Genomic DNA, 18,859 nt, shown 5'->3' with positions numbered 1-18,859 from the left:
GCACCGGACGGTGCGGGCCCCTTCAGGCGCAGCGCGTCTCAGGCTCAGCCGGTTGCGAACAGCGCTGCTGCCCGTGAATTTCGCGCCGTGCCGGCCCTGATCACGGGCGCCGTCGCCCGGTGTCGTCCTCACCCGGATGACCATGAACCTGGGCGGGTCTTCCCTGCTCTCCGAGAACGGCCTCAAGGTGGTCATGGCCATTGGTGCCGGTGCGGCCGTCCTCGCGTTCTTCCTGCCGGGCCGCCGTGGCGGCGTCCACGCCGGCCGGGCCTGTGCCCCTGCTCAACTGCCGGCCGAGGACCATGACGAGGCCCTGTACCTGGGACTGCTCGTCGGAGGATCGGTCACCGTGGTCCATGGCGGCGCGGACGGCGGCGACGAGCAGAGAGCCGCGGCCAAGGACGCGGGTGAGAAGCTGCTGCGAGTCAACGACGGGTATGGCCGACTGCACGAGGCCATCGGCCGTACTGCCGGCGCTGCCGGCTGCCGTGGTCACCGCGCGGCGCGGCGGGGCGGGCTGCGGCCGGTTGAGCAGCGCCGGCGGTTCACCGGGTGTTGGGATCGGAGGTGCTCAAGGGCAGTCGCGGCCGCGGCCCTGAGGCTGTGACCTGGAGAAACACGCCGTATTCTTCCATCGGGGGAGAACAGGGAGCGGTCGTGTCCGGGGAAAAGTCGTTCGGGGTGGTGCTGCGTGGTCTGCGGCAGCGGGGTCGTTTGACGATGGAGGAGTTGGCTGAGGCGTCGGGGGTGAGTGTCCGGGCGATCGGCGATATGGAGCGGGGGCGTAGTCGGGTTCCGCAGCGACGTACGGTGGTGGCGCTGGCGGAGGGGCTGGGGCTCGCGGACGCGGAGCGGGAGGCGTTGCTGGCTGCGGCGCGGGCGGCGCGTCCGACGCGTGCGGTGGCGGTGGCGGGGACGGCTGTGCCGCCGCGATCGGTGGGGGACTTCACGGGGCGCGGCCCGGAGTTGGCGCTGCTGCGGGAGGCGGCGGAACGGGCCGGCACCGGCGTGGGGGTGGCGGTGTCGGTTGTCTCGGGTCCTCCGGGGTGTGGGAAGACGACGCTGGCGCTGAAGGCGGCAGCGGAACTGGCGGGGGGCTTTCCCGGCGGGTGCTTTGTGGTCGATCTCCACGGCGTGGAGGGCCCTGTGGACCCGGGCGAGGCGCTGCTGAAGCTGCTGAAGGCCCTTGGGGTGTCGGACCGCCGGTTGGCGCAGGAGGATGCGCATGGTCGTGCGGGGCTGTTGCGGGCGCTGTTGGGTGAGCGTCGGTGCCTGGTGGTGTTGGACAACGCGCGGGACGAGGGGCAGGTGCGTCCGTTGCTGCCTGCGGGCGGGCGGAGTCTGGTGCTGGTCACCAGTCGGCGGCCGCTGACGGGTCTGGAGGATGTCGACCGGCTGGCGCTGTCGGAGATGGCGCAGGCGGAGGCAGTGGATCTGCTGCGCCGGATCCTGGGTGCGGAGCGGGCGGATGCGGAAGCCGAGGCTGTGGCGCGGGTGGCGGAGCTGTGCGGGCGTCTGCCGTTGGCTTTGCGGGTGGCGGGGAACTGGCTGACGGTCCGCTCCGGGTGGAGCGTTGACCACCTGGTCCGTCGCCTGGCAGACGAGGAGCGCCGTCTGGGCGCGCTGGCTGCGGGTGATGTGCGGGTGGAGGCGGCGTTCGAGCTGTCCTACCGGCAGCTGACCGGCCAGGCGGCCCGGATGCTGCGGCTGCTGAGTCTGGTTCCGGTGCCGGACATGACGGCCGCCTACGGCGCCGCTTTGACCGCGACCGGCGTCTTCGAGGCCGAGGACGTGATGGAGGAGCTGGTCGAGGCCGGCCTGCTCCAGGCCACCTTCACCGGCCGCTACCAACTGCACGACCTCCTGCGGCTGTTCGCCCGGGCCCGGCTGTCCCGCGAGGAGGAGCCGGGTGAGCGGGAAGCGGCCGAGGACCGGCTGCGGGCCTGGCTGCTGGAGACGGCTGTGGTCGCCGGCCGCTGGTACAAGCCCAGGTATGGGGCGCCGCCGTCCTCCTGGCAGGGCCTGGTCCCGTTGGAGAGTGCCGAGCAGGCCCGGGCCTGGCTCCAGAGCGAAGCCCCCGCCTGGGTCGCCGCGCTGCGCAGCGCGGCCCGGCGGGGTGAGCACACTCGGGTGGTGGAGACCGCCGATGCCATGGAATGGTTCTGCAACCTGTGGGTCTTCTGGGGGCACTGGACCGAGGTCTTCCGCCTGTCCAGCCAGGCCGCTGCCGCACTCGACGACCCGTACCTGCAGGCCTACCACCTCAACATGTACTCCTGGACCCTGAACGCGTGCGCGCGCCGCCACCGGGAGGCCATCGAACGGGCCGACGAAGCGCTGGAATACGCCCGCCGCGCCCAGGACGCTTCCCAGCAAGCCTCGGCACTGGCGCATGCGGCATGGGGCCACACGGAGCTCGGCGAGGTCCAGGAGGCCGCCGACAAGTCGCTCGCATCCATAGACCTATACGAAGAGGCCGACGAACGCGAGGGCTGGCTGGGTGCCATGTTCACCTACGGATCCTCCCTGCGCCTGCGCGGCCGTGCCGAGGAAGCCCTGATCCAGCACAAGCGCATCATCGCCTTCCTGGATGCGCCCGACTGTCCGGTGAGCGGGCACGTCCCCGACATCTACCGTGCCAACACGACCCGCGCACTTGGTCGCGACTACGCGGTCCTGCGGCGGTGGCACGAGGCCGCCGACCACTATCGCAATGCTGTGGTCCAGTCCAACCGCATCGGCATTCCCCACATAGAGGGCAGCACGCTACTGCATCTGGGAGAGGCCCTGATTGAGCTGGGAGATGCCGAGGAAGCCCGCTCCTGCCTCCGTCAGGTCCTCGCCTTCGGCGACGCGGCCGACAGCAAAGACCTGAAGACCGCACAGAAGCTCCTGGACTCGCTCCCCACCGAGTGAGCAACGCCCGCCGCCGCGATGTGCCCTGGGTTCGGCATCCCGCTGGGCTGCCGCCGGCCCTGGTGATCACGGCGGAGGCCGACGTGACGTGGGACGAGGGGGAGCAGTATCGATCAGCTGCGCTGCGTCGCGGCCTGTTTCCCGGACCGGTCCATGACTTCGTGTAACTCACGGCCTTACGCGACCGTCTGCCGACGCGGGCGGGCCTCCCGCGCCCCAGTCCTCGGAGGCCGCGAAGACCACGGTCCGGACCACGTGCGAGCACAGGCAGGCGAAGAGTGGCGCAGTGCGTGCTCCAGGGCCAGCGAGTGCCGGGCCAAGCCGCCGGTGGCCCCGATCAGCACCGGCTTGGCGATCAGATGGGAACCGGGCAGGCGTGTCGACGAGGGCTGGCTGGGACCGGCCGAAGCAGTCACGATCCTGAAGGGTTCCACAGTCGTCTTCTTCCTCGTCTCTCGGGCGTGTGCTGCGGCTCGTACCGGTCCGTTCTCCGTCCCGCAGCCGCACCCCAAGCCAACCCGGCACGGGCGGCGGCACCTGCCTGCTCGCGCACGGGGGATGTGCCCTGGGCGCACCTTCGTGCACCCGTCCCGGAGCGGAGGAATCAGCCGCGGTGCCGGTGCAGGGCGACGTGCACGGTGTCGAGGGCCTGGATGAGGGCTGCGCGGGCGGCGGCCGTGTCGCGTAGCGGATCGAGCACCATGAAGCCGTGGATCGTCCCGTGGTAGCGCATGGAGACCACCGCAACGCCGGCCGCCCGGAGCTTCGCCGCGTAGGCCTCACCCTCGTCGCGCAGCACGTCGGCCTCGCTGGTGACCACCAGCGCCGGGGGGAGTCCGGTGAGCTGCTCCAGGGAGGCCTGCAGCGGTGATGCGGTGACCTCGCTGCGCTGCCGTGCATCGGGCAGGTACTGGTCCCAGAACCAGCGCATGGTCTCGCGGCCGAGGAAGTAGCCCTTGGCGAACTCCTGGTACGAGGGGGTGTCGAAGTCGGCGTCGGTGATGGGGCAGAGCAGCACCTGCTGCAGCAGCCGCACCCCGCCGCGCTCCTTGGCGAGCAGGGTCAGCGCCGCCACCAGGTTGCCGCCGGCCGAGTCACCCACGGCGGCCATCCGGCTTCCGTCCAGACCGATCTCGCCGCCTCGCTCGAAGATCCACTTCGCGACCGCGTAGCACTGCTCGACGGCGACCGGATACTGCGCCTCGGGGGCGCGCTCGTACTCGACGAAGACCACGGCCGCGTCTGTACCGAGGGCGAACGCGCGCACCAGGCGCTCATGCGTGCCGGCGTCGCCCAGGACCCAGCCCAGCCCGTGCAGGAACAGCACGACGGGGATCTCGCCGACGCTGTCGGCGGGCCTGACCACCTGTACCCGTACGTGACCGGTCGGCCCGCCCGGCAGTGCGAACCACTCCGTGGAGGTGGCCTCCTCGTCGAGAGGGTCGGGGTCGTCCTTCCCCTGGAGACGGGCAAGGTCCAGCCGGGCATGTTCCAGGTCCGGGTGCGCCGACGGGGGGCAGGTGTGACTGTCCGCGAACGCTCGGGTGGTGCGGTCCAGGACAGGGTGCCGAAGGGGCGAAGGGACGAAGTCGGTCACACGGTCTCCTGCCGAGAGGGCCGAGGGGGCCTGAAGCGAAAGGGTTGTTCGGTGCACCGGGTTCCTGGTCGAGCGGCGGAACGCGATGGGCGGCTGCCGGGCCAAGGCACTGCCGCCGCAGGTACAGGGCGGCCCGCACGGCTCTGAGCGGGGACCTTACCCGCTGGGCTGCGGGAGGTCAGCCACTGGCCGGTCGGCACCGTGGACATCGGCGGCGGCCTTGGGGACGGTCCCGGGCGCCGAGGTGACCGCCGGGGACCGCCCGCCGTCGTCCTGGGCGGTGCGCAGGTTGCGCCATTCACGGGGGGAGACGTCGTAGGCGGCGCGGAAGGCCCGGCTGAAGTGGGCGGGGTTGACGAAGCCCCACCGCTGGGCGACGGCGGACACGGTGGGGGCTGTCCTGCCGCGGCGGGCCAGTTCACGGCCGCACTCCTCCAGGCGCCGTTTCTGGATGAGCCGACCGACGGTGGTCCCCTCACCCTCGAAGATCCGGTGCAGGTACCGGACGGAGATCCGGTGAGTCCGGGCGATGCTCTCCGGCGACAGGTCCGGGTCGCCCAGGTTCCGGTTGATGTGTTCGCGGACGCGCAGCAGCAGGTGGCTGCGGGCGGTGCCCGCGTCCGTGCCGCCCCGGTGGGCGCGCTCGGCGATCAGGGTGGCGAACAGGTCGACGACATTGCCGGCCAGCCGGTCCGCGACGGCCGGCGGGTAGCCGTCGGCCGAGGAGGCCAGGGTCGCCAGGAACGGGAGCAGCATCGCGCCGAAGCCGTCCCCGGTGCCGATGGCGTTGCCCGTGACCTGCCGGATGTCGCTGTCCGGCACGCCCAGCATGCGGCGGGGCAGTTGGAAGACGTGCGTGGCGAACCGCTGCGGATAGTCGAAGGAGTACGGCCGGGTCGTGTCGTACACCACGAGGTCTCCCTCACCCACCTCGGCCCGCCGGCCGTCCTGGATGAAGGTGGCCGTGCCAGATATCTGGACACCGACCGCCACCAGCGCCTCGGACGATCGGGCGATCAGTGCCGGGGTGCGGCTGACCCGCTCCGCGTCGGCCTCCATGGTGGAGACCTGGAGATACCCGAGGCGGTCGGTGGCGATCCGGCCGTCGAACGGGCCGTCGCCCCGCGGGGCGACCGTCATCGGCACCAGCGTCCTGCTCACCGCATCGTTCCAGTACGCGACCTTGTCCCGGTCCGGCACGGAGGCGGTCGTCAACACCAAGCTCAAGTTGCTCTCCGCTCATGGGAAGTGACTCCGGGGCTGCAACGGACGGGAACAGGACGGACGGCTGCACCTCCCGGAAGGCGGCGGCCGGTGCCCGGCAGGGCCGGACAGCTCGTCGTACGGGCAGCAACCTCGCTGGAGAGCGCAACCGGCCTGCTTCGGCGAGGTTTGGGTTCCCGCCCGCACAAAACAGCCAACCAGGGGACCCCTTCGGTCTCCAGGCAGAACCACAGGCAGAAATTTCGGGAGCAGACGGGCACGTCCGGTGCTGTGCCGTACCGGAACAGCACAGGGCACCGTGAGGAAGAGCGACCGGCCCGCAGGACTACTCACCCAACCCTTCACGGCCCGGGCCCTACGAGCGCATCGCCCTGGAAGGACAGCCGGTTCTGCACCGACATCGCGCCGCCGAGCGGGCGAGTCTTCGCCGGAGTGAGCACCACGGACCTCGCCCCCTTCATCCACATGGACCGGATGGGCCAGGTCGACTACGCGTCCGGTGAACCCAAGGGCCACCTGCGGCGAGCAGTTGGAGCCGCCTGGAAGGCACCGCCACCCGGACCACGTCGCCGACGAGCCCGGGGCCATCGGCGACGCAGCCGGTCATCACCCGGGCAACTGGCCGAGCCCGGCGCAGCCACTCCCCCGCGCGGCCGTCCTGCCGTGACCGGCCACCGTGACCACGGCGACCAGGACCGCCAGCAGCAGTCCGACAGTAAGGGTGGGTACGGGCGTGAAGGTGGCCGTGAGGATGAGGCCCGCGGCGAGGGGGAACGGTGTCTGTTCGGCCGCGCCCCTCTGGTGGGGCCTCAGGTGCAGGGCCCAGACGGTGAGCAGGAAGATCGTGGCCGGGACGGTGACGGCGGCAGCGACGGTCGTCGGCGAGGCATCGGTGCGATGGGTGATGTGATCGGCGTTCACTGCCAGGCCGGCTCCCACGGCGGCTGCGGAGGCCAGGATCAGGTAGTGGCCGTAAGCCCAGGTGAACCTTTTGCGGTGAGCCCGGTGCGTCGTGGCAAGCATGGTGTGAGCGGGTCTGGCGAAGTACAGCCACCACATGGCGAAGACAATCAGCAACCCCCCTGCCGCCACCGCGTACAGCCGTCCCGTGCCGTGGTGCTCCGCGAGGGCGCCCCGGACGGCTGTGGCGGCGGCTGCCACGGACTCGCCGAGCACGATGAGCGTGAACAGCCCGTAGCGCTCGGCGATGTGGCGCGGGTGCCATGGTGTCATCCCGGCGGACTGCGCCCACACCGGGACGGAGACCTCGGCCACGATCAACACCGCTATGCCCGGCAGGTGTGCCGAGGCCGGGAGGAAGAGCAGCCCGACCCAACCGAGTTGGCACGCCACCACTCCGGTGGCGAAACGCAGAGCGGTCCTGCGCCGGCCGGGGTCGGAGCGCGCGGCACGCAGCCACAGTGCGGCCAGCGCTGTGCGCATCACGACGTATCCCAGGGTGATGACGCTCAGATCGCCGTCCTCGAACGCCCGCGCCACACCGGCCGCGAGGATGAGGGACCCGGTGATCTGGACCAGCGCCGTCAGCCGGTAGGCGACGTCGTCCGGATCGTATGCGGAGGCAAACCAGGTGAAGTTCATCCACGCCCACCAAATGGTGAAGAAGACGAGCGCGAAGCGCAGGGGACCCGCGGCATAGTGCCCTTCACTCACCGCTTCATGAAGGCCCCCGGACGCCTGCGCCACCGCGACGACGAAGCACAGGTCGAAGAGGAGCTCCAGTGAAGTGGCGGCCCGGTGCGGCTCGTTCGGGTCCCGGCCGTGCATGACCCCCGGGCGCCCGCGTCCGTCCTTGTACGTCGTCGAAGAACTCATCGGCGCAGGGCCCCGAGGGCTGCTTCGACGGTCCGGTGGAAGGTGGGGTAGGTGTAGATCATGTGCCGCAGCTGCTCGATGGACACCTCGGCATGAACGGCGACGTTCAGCCCGTAGAGCACCTCGCCCCCCGACGGACCCGCCGAGGTCGCTCCGACCAGGACACCCCGGTCGGCGTCCTCGACGAGCTTGACGAATCCCTCATTGCCCGCCCCGTGGATCCAGCCGCGCGTGGAGGAGGCGATCGGCACGGAGCTCGTACGGACCCGCAGGCCCTGGTCGCGGGCCTGCCGCTCCGTGAGGCCCACCGCCGCGATCTCCGGGTCGGTGAAGGTGACCCGGGGCAGTGCCCGGTAGTCGGCGTCGGGGCCGGGCTGCCCGAGGATGTCGCGCACCGCTATCTGTGCCTGGTACATCGACACATGGGTGAACGCGCCCCGGCCGGTGATGTCGCCGACCGCCCACAGTCCCTCGCCCGCCCGCAGCTGCCCGTCGGTGTCCACCGAAGCACCCGCCGGGTCGAGACCGACCGTATCGACTCCCAGCGTGGCCAGGTCGACGCGGCGGCCGGTGGCCACGAGGAGCCGCTCGGCGGTGAGCGGCTGCTCCACGCCGTCGAGGTGCACCGTGAACGCAGTGCCGTCATGACTCACCCGCCGGGCCCGAGACGCGGTGAGCACGGTGGCACCGTCGGCCCGCAGGACGCTGTCGGCCAGTTCCCCGGCCTCCGGTTCCTCCGTCGCCAGCAGCCGGTCCTGGCCCTCGACGACGGTGACCACACACCCGAAACGGGCGAAGACCTGGGCGAGTTCGACGCCGATGGCGCCCCCGCCCAGGACCAGCAGGGAAGCGGGCAGCTCCTTGGTCGCCATGGGGTCCCGGTTGGTCCAGTACGGCGTCGTCTCCAAGCCAGGAACCGGTGGGATCCGGGGCCGTGTTCCGGTGGCCAGTACGATGCCGCGCCGGGCCTCGAAGGTACGGCCACCGGCTGTCACCCGGCGTGGCCCGGCCAGGCGCCCGGTGCCGCGGACGAGCCGGCCACCCTTGCCGGTCAGCCGGTCGGCGGCCACCTGATCGTTCCAGTCGTCGGTGGCCTCGCCCCGGATGCGGCCGGCGACCCGGTCCCAGTCCGGAGTCACGTCCACCTCGCCTGCGAGCCCCGGAACGCGACGGGCCTCGGCGAGGAGGTTCCCGGCCCGGATCATCATCTTGCTGGGCACACAACCCCAGTACGGACACTCGCCTCCGACGAGCTCCGCCTCGATCCCCACCACGTCGAGTCCGGCCTCGGCCAAGGTCCCCGCGACGTACTCCCCGCCGGGCCCCAGGCCGACCACGACCACATCCGCCTGCTCACTCATGCGCGTGCCTCTTCTCATTCTTCGTCCGGCGTCCGCTGTCTTGAGAGGGCGGATTCACCGACCGTAGATCGGCACGGCACCCCCACTGCGTCCGCCAGCGCACGAGCTCTTGCCCAGGAGCGAACGCCGGGCGGACACCGCTTCCGGCCCTGATCCGCCGGACAGGCCCTTGTGCGCTGATGAGCATCACCGCATGCGCTCCTGGGCAACCCGGGCCCCGATTCAGCCCTAGCGTCGTTCCCGTAAGCAATCGGAGCACACCCAGGAGGCACCTCATGTCCACTGAATCCAAGCGCTCGGGCAGCCAGCCGTGGCTGCATCAGAAGAGCGACGTCATCCAGGAGTTCGGGACCGTCAAACAGTTCCCGATCGGTCTGTCGTTCCAGACCCGTATGTACTCCTGCCAGCGGCTGAACCAGATCCTGGCCGACACGCAGATCCTCTACGGCCTCTACAAGAAGCACCATTGGCTGATGCGTGGGGCGACCTTCTACCAACTTCACCTGGTCCTGGACAAGCACGCAGGAGAGCAGCTCGAAATCGTCGACACGCTCGCCGAGCGGGTGCAGACCCTTGGCGGTGTGGCCGTGGGTGACCAGCGGCACGTCGCCGAGATCACTGCCATCCCGAGGCCTCCGAACGGTGTGGAGGAGGTCCCCGCCATGCTGTCACGGCTGCTGGAGGCCCACGAGACGATCCTCGCCGACGCCCACGACGCGGCGGCGCGCACCGCGGAACTGGGGGACGACGGCACCAACGACCTGCTCGTCTCCCAGGTGATACGGACCGGCGAACTGCAGTCGTGGTTCCTGGCCGAGCACCTGGTCGACACCCCCCTCGTCCGTACATGAGGACCATCTGGGCTTCTGGCTGATCGCCGCGGTCTTCACCCTGATCATGGCCTTCTCCACCGTGCCCACCCCGCTCTACTGCTAGCCCGTGGCGGCCCCCGCACCCAACTGCTGCTGGGACTGGCTCTTCTGGCGGTCGGCGTGGTCGTGCTGACCGCCGCGGTCCGGGTGTCGAGCCTGGCCCTCTTCCTCGTCGGCAGTGCGGTCTCGGGCGCCGCCGTCGGCACCGCCTTCAAGGGCAGCGTCACCACGGTGTTGTCGCCGGCCGTACCGGAGCGGCGCGGGGAAACCCTCACCGGGCTGTTCCTGGCGGCCTACCTCGGGCTGTCCCTTCCGGTGCTCGGTCTCGGCCTGGCTGTGCAGTCGGTCCGGGTCCCCGAAGCGGTGCTGGTCTTCTCCGGCGTACTGCTGGCCGTCACGGCACTCATCGCGCGCCGGATCACCCGCGGCTGAGCCGCTCCGTCTGCCCCTGCCTTCCGGCGGCCCTGACCCGGCGCCGAACGATCCAGTCACATCAGCAAGCAATCAAGAGAGTTGGACTCCATGCAGTTCGGAATCTTCACCGTCGGGGATGTGACCGCCGACCCCACCACGGGCCGGACGCCGACCGAAGGCGAACGGATCAAGGCGATGACCGCCATCGCGATCAAGGCCGAGGAGGTCGGGCTGGACGTCTTCGCCACCGGTGAACACCACAATCCGCCCTTCGTGCCCTCTTCGCCGACCACCATGCTGGGCTGGGTCGCCGCACGCACCTCGCGGCTGATCCTGTCCACCTCCACCACACTGATCACCACGAACGACCCGGTGAAGATCGCCGAGGACTTCGCGATGCTCCAGCACCTGGCCGACGGCCGGGTCGATCTCATGCTCGGCCGGGGCAACACCGGACCGGTCTACCCGTGGTTCGGCCAGGACATCCGCCAGGGCATCCCACTCGCCGTGGAGAACTACGCGCTGCTGCACAAGCTGTGGCGTGAGGACGTCGTGGACTGGGCCGGCCGCTTCCGCACTCCGCTGCAGGGCTTCACCTCCACCCCACGCCCGCTGGACGGCGTACCGCCCGTGGTGTGGCACGGCTCCATCCGCAGTCCCGAAATAGCCGAGCAGGCCGCCTACTACGGTGACGGCTTCTTCGCCAACAACATTTTCTGGCCCAAGGATCACTTCCGGAAGCTGATCGACCTCTACCGGCAGCGCTACGCCCACTACGGCCACGGCACCGCGGAGCAGGCGATCGTCGGCCTCGGAGGCCAGATCTTCATGCGGAAGAACTCCCAGGACGCGGTACGGGAGTTCCGCCCGTACTTCGACAACGCGCCTGTCTACGGGCACGGGCCGTCGCTTGAGGAGTTCACCCGTGACACCCCGCTGACGGTAGGCAGCCCGCAGGAGGTCATCGACAAGACGCTGGCCTTCCGCGACACATACGGCCATTACCAGCGCCAGCTGTTCCTGATGGATCACGCCGGACTTCCCCTCAAAACCGTCCTGGAACAGCTCGACCTGCTCGGCGAGGAAGTCCTGCCCGTACTCCGTAAGGAGTTCGCCCATGGCCGCCCGGCCGACGTCCCGGACGCGCCTACTCATGCATCGCTGCTCGCCGACCGTGACGCCCATGCGATGCAGGACCGCCAGGACCTGAAGGAGGAGATGTCCAAGTGAAGGACCGAGCGAGCTCCTCTCAGTTCCTGAGACTCGCGGTCGTGTCGGCCGGGCTGAGTGTCCCCTCGTCCACCCGGCTGCTCGCCGACCGGCTCACCGAAGCCGTACGGCAGCAACTGAGCGACGACGGGCGCGAGGTCGAGGTCACCGTCGTCGAGCTTCGCGGCCTGGCCGTCGACATCGCCAACAACCTGGTGACGGGCTACCCCTCACGCTCCCTGGCAGCAGCCCTGGAAGCGGTGACCGAGGCGGACGGGCTCATCGCCGTCACACCAGTCTTCTCAGCCTCCTGCAGCGGACTGTTCAAGTCCTTCTTCGACGTCATGGACAACGGATCCCTGACCGGCACCCCGGTACTGGCCGCGGCGACCGGCGGCACAGCCCGGCACTCGCTGGCCCTGGAACACGCACTGCGCCCGTTGTTCGCCTTCCTGCGGACCGTCGTCGTCCCCACCGCCGTCTACGCGGCCACCGAGGACTGGGGCGGCAGCGGCGACGCCCTCACCGACACCCTGCCCACCCGGATCACCCGCGCGGCCGGCGAACTGGCCGGTCTCATGCGCCTCCGCCCGGACAGTGCCGGGCGACCCGCGCAGGAGACGGTGGTCCCCTTCGAACAGCAACTGGCGGCGCTGCGGCCGGACTAGGTCATGTCCGCGAAGTGGGTTGTTCGTTGGTAAGAGGTCGTCTTGGCGAGCGGCATCGGCAGACAGCGTCCGCAACCGTCGTAGGCACGTTCGATCGCTCCTTCCGCCCCACCCACACTCCGCCGTCTGTCCTCAACCCCTGTACGCCTCCAGAAGCCGCAGCCACACCTCGCTGATCGTCGGGTAGGCCGGGACCGCATGCCACAGGCGGTCGATCGGGACCTCGCCCGCGACCGCGATGGTGGCGGAGTGGAGCAGCTCGCCGATGCCGGGGCCCACGAAGGTGACGCCGAGGAGGATGTTCCGGTCCAGGTCCACGATCATGCGGGCGCGGCCCCGGTAGTCCTGTGCGTACAGGCCGGAGCCCGCGACCGAGGCCAGGTCGTAGTCGACCGCCCGTACCCGGTGGCCCGCGTCCTCCGCCTCCTTGAGCGTGAGGCCGACCGAGGCGGCCTCCGGGTCGGTGAAGACGACCTGGGGGACGGCCGCGTGGTCGGCCGTGGCTGCGTGGGCGCCCCAGCGGTCGGTTTCCAGCAGGGGGACGCCCTGGGCGCGGGCTCCGATCGCGGCACCCGCGATACGGGCCTGGTACTTGCCCTGATGCGTGAGGAGCGCCCGGTGGTTGACGTCGCCGACCGCGTACAGCCAGGTGCTTCCCCGGACACGGCAACTGTCGTCGACGTCGAGCCAGGAGCCGGGTTCCAGGCCCACCGTTTCCAGGCCGAGGTCGTCGGTGCGCGGAGCGCGGCCGGTGGCGAAGAGGATCTCGTCGGCCTCCAGTTGTTCGCCGTTGTCCAGCTCCACGGTGACCGGTCCGTCCGGGGCCGCCCGCCGTACCGCGGTGGCCGACACTCCGGTACGGATGCGGGCACCGGCCTCGGTCAGCGCCTCGGCGACCAGTTCACCGGCGAAGGGCTCCATCTTGGGGAGCAGCCCCTTCCCGCGGATCAGCATCGTCACCTCGGCGCCGAGGGCCTGCCAGACCGTGGCCATCTCGACGCCGACCACGCCGCCGCCCACCACGATCAGTCGGCCCGGTACCTCCTTGGCGCTGGTCGCCTCGCGGCTGGTCCAGGGGCGGGCCTCGGCGACGCCGGCCAGGTCCGGGACCACGGCCCGGCTGCCGGTACAGACGGCCACGGCATACCGGGCGGTGAGCCGGTGCTCCGTGCCCTCGCCCGTGGTGACGGAAACCTGCCTGGGGCCGGTCAGACGGCCCATGCCCCGGTAGATGTGCACGCCGACGCCTTCCAGCCAGCCGGCCTGCCCGTCGTCCTTCCAGTGGGACGCGTACTCGTCGCGGTGGGCCAGAACCGCGTCCGTGTCGAGCGGGCCCTGCACGGCGGCGCTGAGGCCCGGGACGCGGCGGGCGTCCGCCCGTGCGACGACGGGGCGCAGCAGTGCCTTGCTCGGCATGCACGCCCAGTACGAGCATTCGCCCCCGATGAGCTCCGATTCGATCACGGCCGTGCTCAGCCCCGCGGCCCTGGCCCGGTCCGCCACGTTCTCACCGACCGGACCTGCACCGATCACCACAACGTCGTATTCAGCGTTCTCCGCCACTTCAGTCATGCGGACAGTCTGATCGTGGGTGTGCGTGACGGCCACATGGGCAGGCGGAATAGCGCCAGTGCAGTCACCGTTGTGCCCGACAGGTCCGAACGGGCCCAGGAAGAGGTATCAGAGCATGAGCACCGTAGAGCTCACCAAGGAAAACTTCGATCAGGTCGTGAGCGACAACGACTTCGTACTGATCGACTTCTGGGCTTCCTGGTGCGGCCCGTGTCGGCAGTTCGCGCCGGTGTACGACTCGGTCTCCGAGCGTCACCCCGACCTGGTGTTCGCCAAGGTCGACACGGAGGCCCAGCAGGAGCTGGCAGCGGCTTTCGAGATCCGGTCCATTCCGACGCTGATGATCGTCCGGGACAATGTGGCGGTCTTCGCCCAGCCCGGCGCGCTCCCCGAGGCGGCCCTCGAGGATGTCATCGGGCAGGCCCGGAATCTGGACATGGACGAGGTACGCAAGTCCGTCGAGGAGCAGCAGAAGACGCAGGAGCAGAATCAGCCGTAGGTCGAGCCGAGTGCTGATGCTGCGGTGACCGTGCGGACGTCCGCATGGTCAGGGCCCGGTCGGTCTGCGCCGACCGGGTCGCGCAGCATGTGACCGGCCGGTGCGACAGCGAAACGACTCCGTGTGCGAACCGGTTCCGCGTTACTGAAGGTCCGTGTTGCTGAGCGGTTCCTTGTTCCTGACAGGCCGGGTATGAATCTTGGAGACGCACGCCGGGATGCCCTCGCCCTGCTCGTGCCCACGTGCCCGGTACGCGCTCGGGCTCTCGCCCACCAGCTCGGTGAACCGCGTACTGAACGTCCCCAGCGAGGTGCACCCGACCGCGAAGCAGATATCCGTCACCGACAGGTCGCCGCGCCGCAGCAGGGCCTTCGCCCGCTCGATCCTGCGGGTCATCAGATAGCTGTACGGCGTCTCCCCGAACGCGGCACGGAAGCTGCGGGAGAAGTGGCCGGGCGACATGTGGGCCGTGAGTGCCAGGGCAGGGACATTCAGCGGTTCCGCGTAGTCGCGGTCCATCTGGTCGCGCGCCCGGCGTAGCCGGACCAGGTCCGAAAGCGTCACCCGTCCAGGATCGCACGGCCGCCCCTGCCGTGCGGCGCCGTCCGGGCAAGACCCCTGGGTCGCGTCCTGGGGCCTAGTCGTCGGTTCTCTCCGCGATACGGACCGTGAGCCCGTAGTCCACCTCCGCACCGTCCACCAACAGGGCCTCCACGGTGTGCGTCGCCGGGTCGATGTCCGCTTCCATGCCGTCCCCGGCATAGCGGGGGTAGCCCGAGGCCCCGGTGTCGCCGGTGGCCGCCACGACCGCCGAGCGGATGGCGGTGCCGGGTTCGGGGTCCCCGTTGCGGGAATCGGCGAACTCCGGGATCAGCAGGATCTCGTAACTCTGCGGATGGCTCATGCCCAAGACGCTAGACATCCGGTGTGCGCGGCGCATTTCGTCGCGCCTCGCGGCGGCCGGTTCAGCTGGACTCGCGGGGTACGGCCGCGGCGCGCAGCAGGTCGTGGCGTTCCGGGGTTCCGCCGGAGTGGCGCACCAGCCGGTCGATCAGCTCGGCCGGGGGCTGCTCGGCCGCCAGTTCCATCCGGACGCTGCTGAGCCGCGGGCGGAGCAGCCTGCCGAGCACGAGGTCGTCCGCGCCGATCACGGCGGTCTCCCCCGGGATCGAGATGCCGGCGTCCTGGAGCGCCCGCATCAGGAGCATGGCGTACTCGTCGTTGTAGGCGAACACGGCGTCCAGGCCCAGCGTGTGCCAGCGGGCGGCGAGTTGGGCCGCCGACTCCTCCTCGTACCGCAGGGGCAGCGGGTGGATGCGCGCGCCGGCCGCCTCCGCGGTGCGGCGTGCGCCCACCAGCCGTGGTTCGCCGAAGAGGGCGAGACCCGGTTCCTGCGGCAGGACCACGCCGATCCGGCGGCGGCCCCGGGCCAGCAGATGGGCGACCGCGCAGCTGCCGACCACCCGCTGGTCCATGACCAGGGCGTGTGCGCCGTCGACCGGCTGCGGTCCGAGCGTGATGACGGCCTTGGCGCCGGAACGGGTGAGGACGTCTATGCCGTACGGGGTGAGGGCGGGCCCGCCGGGCGAGACGACCGCGACGGGGCGCAGCTCGGCCCAGGCCCTGGCCGCCTCGTCGGCGTCGAGGCCCGCGCTGCCGTACTGCACGACGGTGTAGTCGAGGCGGCGCAGATCCGACTGGAGCTCGTGGAAGAAGCGCTGGTGGAGCGGGCCTGCCGGGATGTGCCAGGTGGGCAGGAGCACCATCCGGCTGTGCCCGGCGCGCAGGCTGCGGGCCGCCGCGTGCGGAACGTAGCCGAGATCGGATGCCGCTTCCCTGACCCGGCGGCGGGTCTGTTCGCTGATCCGTACGGTCGCGTTGTTGTTGAGTACGTAGGACACGGTGGCCCGGGAGACTCCGGCCAGGCGCGCCACGTCGGCGCTGGTCGGCACGGAGGTCTCGGCGGGCTGCTCGGGTAACTGGCTCATGGCGTCCGGCAGTCTTCCAGACCGGTTCGCGGGGCCCCTGTGCCGGGGGCTACGGGGCCGCGAAGTCCGTCATCCTCGGGCGAGGACCGGCCACACGTCGGGGTCCTCGAAGTTCAGGGCCCAGATCGCGGTGTTGCGGACGCCGTGGCGGCGCAGCACCGGCATGTGCGCGGCGACTCCGCGGGCGTCCTGGTACCAGACCTCGCGGCGCTCTGTGCCGTCCAGGTAGCTGAAGTGCGGCGTTCCGGAGACCTTGTCCAGTTGGTAGAGCGCCCCCTCCTTGCGGCGGAGGGCTTCGGCGGTCTTCCACGTCACGTGCCCGGTCTTGGCCTTGCTCGCGGGATCGGCCGGCCAGTCCCAGCCGTAGGCGGGCAGTCCCATCTCCAGTTTGGCCGCCGGGACGAGGGCGGTGGCGCGGGTCAGGATGTCGTCGTACCAGGCGGTGTCGGCGATGGGGCCCGGTGTGCCGCTCGACCAGTGCAGGTTGTAGCCCATGATCCGCATCCGGTCGGCGACGCGGCCGATCGCCGCGTAGTCCCAGATGCGCCCGGTGGTCCTGGTTTTCGGGTACACCGTGATCACGCACTGTTTGCGCAGATTGTGGAGGCGTCCGCAGAGGTCGGTGGCGAGAGCGGTGAAGCCGTCGCGGACCTGACGGTAGGTGCTCTCGCCGGTGGCGGCGATGGTCTCGTAGTCGAGGTCGAGGCCGTCGTAGTCGCGGGTACGGACCGTACGCATCAGCGCGTCGGCGTGTTCCGCGCGCTGCGCGGGGTCGGTGAGGATCGCGGCGAGGGCGCCCTTCTTCATCGTCTCCATGACGGTGGGCACGACCTTCGCTCCGGCCCGGTGCAGTCCGTCGATGATGCGGCGCTCGCCTGCGCCCGGGTGCGGGTCGATCCGGCCGGCCGAAATCGCCTGGTACCAGAAGGGGCTGACGGTGTGCAGTTGCTCCGCGTGGCGCAGCGCGTCCTGGTACGCGCCCTCCTGGTCCCAGTAGGGCAGCCACGCCGACACGGTGCGCGGGAGGGCGGCGCCGCCGCCCGCGTGGGGCCCGGGCTCCGTGCCCGGCTCGTTCGTCGAGAGGGAAGTCGAGTGGGAAGGGGATGGTTGCGGGCGGGCTGACGCCGCGGCAGAAGCCGTGGGGAGCAGGGTCGCTGCGAGCAGGCCTGCGACGGTGAGGGCGACGGTACGGGAAGGATGTGCGAGGAGTCCGATGACCATGTGGTCGAGCCTGATGCCCTTTCAGCTGCCCCGCTCCATGGAATGGGCCGTACAGGTTCTACGGTGTTCGGATGATGTTCCCCCACGGCACAGCCACCACTGACAGCTCGTCCGACTTTCCCGGCCGCAACGGTCCGACCGCCACGACGGAGGCGGACCCGCGCGATGCGGGCCCGGTGCGCACCTCGTACGCCCCCGACCGGGACGGCGATCCCGACCCGGGCGAGATCGTCTGGACCTGGGTGCCTTTCGAGGAGAACGACGGGCGCGGCAAGGACCGGCCCGTGCTGGTGGTGGCGCGTGAGGCGGGCGGGACGCTGCTCGCCGTACAGCTCTCCAGCAAGCAGCACGACCTGGACCGCGAGTGGGTGGCGCTCGGGGCGGGGCCGTGGGACAGCTCGGGCCGTCAGTCCTGGGTCGATCTGGACCGGCTGCTGCGTGTGCACGAGGACGGCATGCGGCGGGAGGCCTGTGCGCTGGACCGGGAGCGGTTCGATCTCGTGGCGGGGCGGCTGCGGGAGCGTTACGGCTGGAGCTGACCGGCGAACGTCCGGGTGAACGCCGCCCGGGCGGCGGAATCGGGGCTGCGGTCGAGGATGCCGAAGACGATCTGTTCGAAGTGGCCCGCGAACCGGCCACCGTCGGAGAGCAGCGCGTGGAACGCGCCGGCCACCTCTGCGGGGTCGTTCCGGAACACGCCGCAGCCCCAGGCGCCGAGCACGAGTCTGCGGTAGCCCCGCACGGCCGCCACTTCGAGGACCCGTTCGGCGCGGCTCACGAGGGCGGCCGGGATGCGGTACGCCTCCTCGGGCGTCCCGCTGCGGATCACTCCGGCGTTGGGTGCCGGAGAGGTGAGGAAGCCCACGGTGTACGGGGTGTCGAGAAGACGGCCCCGGTCGTCCCGGAAGACCGGAACGCCGGGTGAGTGGATCACCCGGTCGGTGTAGAAGGTACTGCGTTCGGCTCGGTGGTGGGCGTAGAAATCGGGGGCTCGGAGCAGGGTCGCGTAGAGCGCGGAGCCGCGGCACAGGGCTTCCTCCTGGGCCTGTGCGCCGTTCAGGTATCCGCCGCCGGGATTGCGGGCCGAGGCGTACGTGAGGACGGCGACCTTGGCCGTTGCCTCGCTGGTCAGCCGGTGTGCGGCCTGCAGACTGCTCTCGCCGGTCACCTCGAAGACCGTGACCCGGTCGGTGTCCAGGACAGCGACGGGAACCGGCTCGGGTCCGTACAGCCGGGTGCCGGAGAGCGCGGCGGTCAGCGCGCGTTCGATACTGACCTCGCGGCCGTCGGACGTGCGGTAGCGGCCGGCCTCGACGATGGCCTCGGTCTCTCGCGCGATGCCGCGCAGTCTCGCGCTCATCGGCGCGCCCCCGTGTGGTGCATACGGGGCATGCTCGGCGTTCCACCGGCATGGACGCAAGCGGATTTACGCATGACGGGGGCACCCTTGTGCGATCTCCCGGAAGGGGTTTGGGTGGTACG

At 70.6% G+C, this 18,859-nt stretch carries 18 protein-coding genes and 1 pseudogene; 8 read left to right on the top strand and 11 right to left on the bottom strand.

The features are described from left to right. Window positions 1–136: 136 nt before the first annotated feature. Window positions 137–607 (top strand): hypothetical protein, encoded by a 471-nt coding sequence (locus ACFT7S_RS27040; RefSeq protein WP_382736169.1) that lies wholly within the window; start codon window positions 137–139, stop codon window positions 605–607. A gap of 50 nt (window positions 608–657) precedes the next feature. Next, complete coding sequence (locus tag ACFT7S_RS27035) at window positions 658–2,916, top strand: helix-turn-helix domain-containing protein (RefSeq protein WP_382736167.1); 2,259 nt, start codon at window positions 658–660, stop codon at window positions 2,914–2,916. A gap of 204 nt (window positions 2,917–3,120) precedes the next feature. Here the strand turns inward: ACFT7S_RS27035 and ACFT7S_RS27030 are convergent. From ACFT7S_RS27030 to ACFT7S_RS27010, 5 genes and pseudogenes are all read right to left on the bottom strand, one after another. Beyond that, window positions 3,121–3,275: pseudogene (locus ACFT7S_RS27030) on the bottom strand (oxidoreductase); the annotation flags it as partial. Between the two features lie 245 nt (window positions 3,276–3,520). Further along, window positions 3,521–4,513 (bottom strand): alpha/beta hydrolase, encoded by a 993-nt coding sequence (locus tag ACFT7S_RS27025; RefSeq protein WP_382736165.1) that lies wholly within the window; start codon window positions 4,511–4,513, stop codon window positions 3,521–3,523. 156 nt (window positions 4,514–4,669) lie between these two features. Further along, the gene (locus ACFT7S_RS27020) at window positions 4,670–5,731 is read right to left on the bottom strand and encodes a helix-turn-helix domain-containing protein (RefSeq protein ID WP_382736180.1); all 1,062 of its coding nucleotides are present in this window, start codon (window positions 5,729–5,731) and stop codon (window positions 4,670–4,672) included. Between the two features lie 612 nt (window positions 5,732–6,343). After that, on the bottom strand, window positions 6,344–7,573 hold the full coding sequence (locus ACFT7S_RS27015; protein ID WP_382736163.1) for a low temperature requirement protein A: 1,230 nt from the start codon (window positions 7,571–7,573) through the stop codon (window positions 6,344–6,346). Beyond that, window positions 7,570–8,934, bottom strand: coding sequence for a dihydrolipoyl dehydrogenase family protein (locus ACFT7S_RS27010; protein ID WP_382736161.1), 1,365 nt, complete (start codon window positions 8,932–8,934; stop codon window positions 7,570–7,572). Before ACFT7S_RS27010 ends, ACFT7S_RS27015 begins: the two co-directional genes overlap by 4 nt. Window positions 8,935–9,209: 275 nt before the next feature. On the opposite strand from ACFT7S_RS27010, the gene ACFT7S_RS27005 reads away from it, so the two are divergent. From ACFT7S_RS27005 to ACFT7S_RS26990, 4 genes are all read left to right on the top strand, one after another. Continuing rightward, the gene (locus tag ACFT7S_RS27005; RefSeq protein WP_382736159.1) at window positions 9,210–9,785 is read left to right on the top strand and encodes a Dps family protein; all 576 of its coding nucleotides are present in this window, start codon (window positions 9,210–9,212) and stop codon (window positions 9,783–9,785) included. Window positions 9,786–9,926: 141 nt separating this feature from the next. Further along, on the top strand, window positions 9,927–10,238 hold the full coding sequence (locus ACFT7S_RS27000) for a hypothetical protein (protein WP_382736158.1): 312 nt from the start codon (window positions 9,927–9,929) through the stop codon (window positions 10,236–10,238). A gap of 90 nt (window positions 10,239–10,328) precedes the next feature. Further along, complete coding sequence (locus tag ACFT7S_RS26995) at window positions 10,329–11,450, top strand: LLM class flavin-dependent oxidoreductase (RefSeq protein WP_382736156.1); 1,122 nt, start codon at window positions 10,329–10,331, stop codon at window positions 11,448–11,450. After that, window positions 11,447–12,097: an FMN reductase gene (locus ACFT7S_RS26990; RefSeq protein ID WP_382736154.1), complete on the top strand. Its 651-nt coding sequence runs from the start codon at window positions 11,447–11,449 to the stop codon at window positions 12,095–12,097. Before ACFT7S_RS26995 ends, ACFT7S_RS26990 begins: the two co-directional genes overlap by 4 nt. A gap of 132 nt (window positions 12,098–12,229) precedes the next feature. On the opposite strand, the gene ACFT7S_RS26985 is transcribed toward ACFT7S_RS26990, so the two are convergent. Next, window positions 12,230–13,669 (bottom strand): dihydrolipoyl dehydrogenase family protein, encoded by a 1,440-nt coding sequence (locus tag ACFT7S_RS26985; RefSeq protein ID WP_382736152.1) that lies wholly within the window; start codon window positions 13,667–13,669, stop codon window positions 12,230–12,232. 115 nt (window positions 13,670–13,784) lie between these two features. Between ACFT7S_RS26985 and trxA the strand changes: the two genes are divergently transcribed. Then, window positions 13,785–14,168, top strand: a complete 384-nt coding sequence (gene trxA, locus ACFT7S_RS26980) for a thioredoxin (RefSeq protein WP_382736150.1) — start codon at window positions 13,785–13,787, stop codon at window positions 14,166–14,168. A 141-nt stretch (window positions 14,169–14,309) separates the two neighbouring features. Here trxA and ACFT7S_RS26975 read toward each other — a convergent pair whose 3' ends face one another. The 4 genes from ACFT7S_RS26975 to ACFT7S_RS26960 all read right to left on the bottom strand — a co-directional run bounded on the left by ACFT7S_RS26975 (window position 14,310) and on the right by ACFT7S_RS26960 (window position 17,377). Then, window positions 14,310–14,732 (bottom strand): helix-turn-helix domain-containing protein, encoded by a 423-nt coding sequence (locus ACFT7S_RS26975; protein ID WP_382736148.1) that lies wholly within the window; start codon window positions 14,730–14,732, stop codon window positions 14,310–14,312. 73 nt (window positions 14,733–14,805) lie between these two features. Further along, window positions 14,806–15,072, bottom strand: a complete 267-nt coding sequence (locus ACFT7S_RS26970) for a hypothetical protein (RefSeq protein ID WP_382736146.1) — start codon at window positions 15,070–15,072, stop codon at window positions 14,806–14,808. 61 nt (window positions 15,073–15,133) lie between these two features. Next, entirely contained in the window at window positions 15,134–16,156 is a 1,023-nt protein-coding gene (locus ACFT7S_RS26965) for a LacI family DNA-binding transcriptional regulator (RefSeq protein WP_382736145.1), read from the bottom strand. A 69-nt stretch (window positions 16,157–16,225) separates the two neighbouring features. Then, entirely contained in the window at window positions 16,226–17,377 is a 1,152-nt protein-coding gene (locus tag ACFT7S_RS26960) for a glycosyl hydrolase family 18 protein (RefSeq protein ID WP_382736143.1), read from the bottom strand. A 74-nt stretch (window positions 17,378–17,451) separates the two neighbouring features. On the opposite strand from ACFT7S_RS26960, the gene ACFT7S_RS26955 reads away from it, so the two are divergent. Next, window positions 17,452–17,916 carry a type II toxin-antitoxin system PemK/MazF family toxin gene (locus ACFT7S_RS26955; RefSeq protein ID WP_382736178.1) on the top strand — a complete coding sequence of 155 codons (465 nt, stop codon included), beginning with the start codon at window positions 17,452–17,454 and terminating at the stop codon, window positions 17,914–17,916. Here the strand turns inward: ACFT7S_RS26955 and ACFT7S_RS26950 are convergent. Beyond that, entirely contained in the window at window positions 17,901–18,737 is an 837-nt protein-coding gene (locus ACFT7S_RS26950; RefSeq protein WP_382736142.1) for a TIGR02452 family protein, read from the bottom strand. The genes ACFT7S_RS26955 and ACFT7S_RS26950 overlap by 16 nt on opposite strands. Between the last annotated feature and the right edge of the window lie 122 nt (window positions 18,738–18,859).

It is taken from the genome of Streptomyces sp. NPDC057136, assembly GCF_042670885.1.
Classification (GTDB): Bacteria; Actinomycetota; Actinomycetes; order Streptomycetales; family Streptomycetaceae; genus Streptomyces.
Note: the sequence above shows the minus strand (reverse complement) of the source record. Positions and strands in the feature narration are given on the sequence as shown.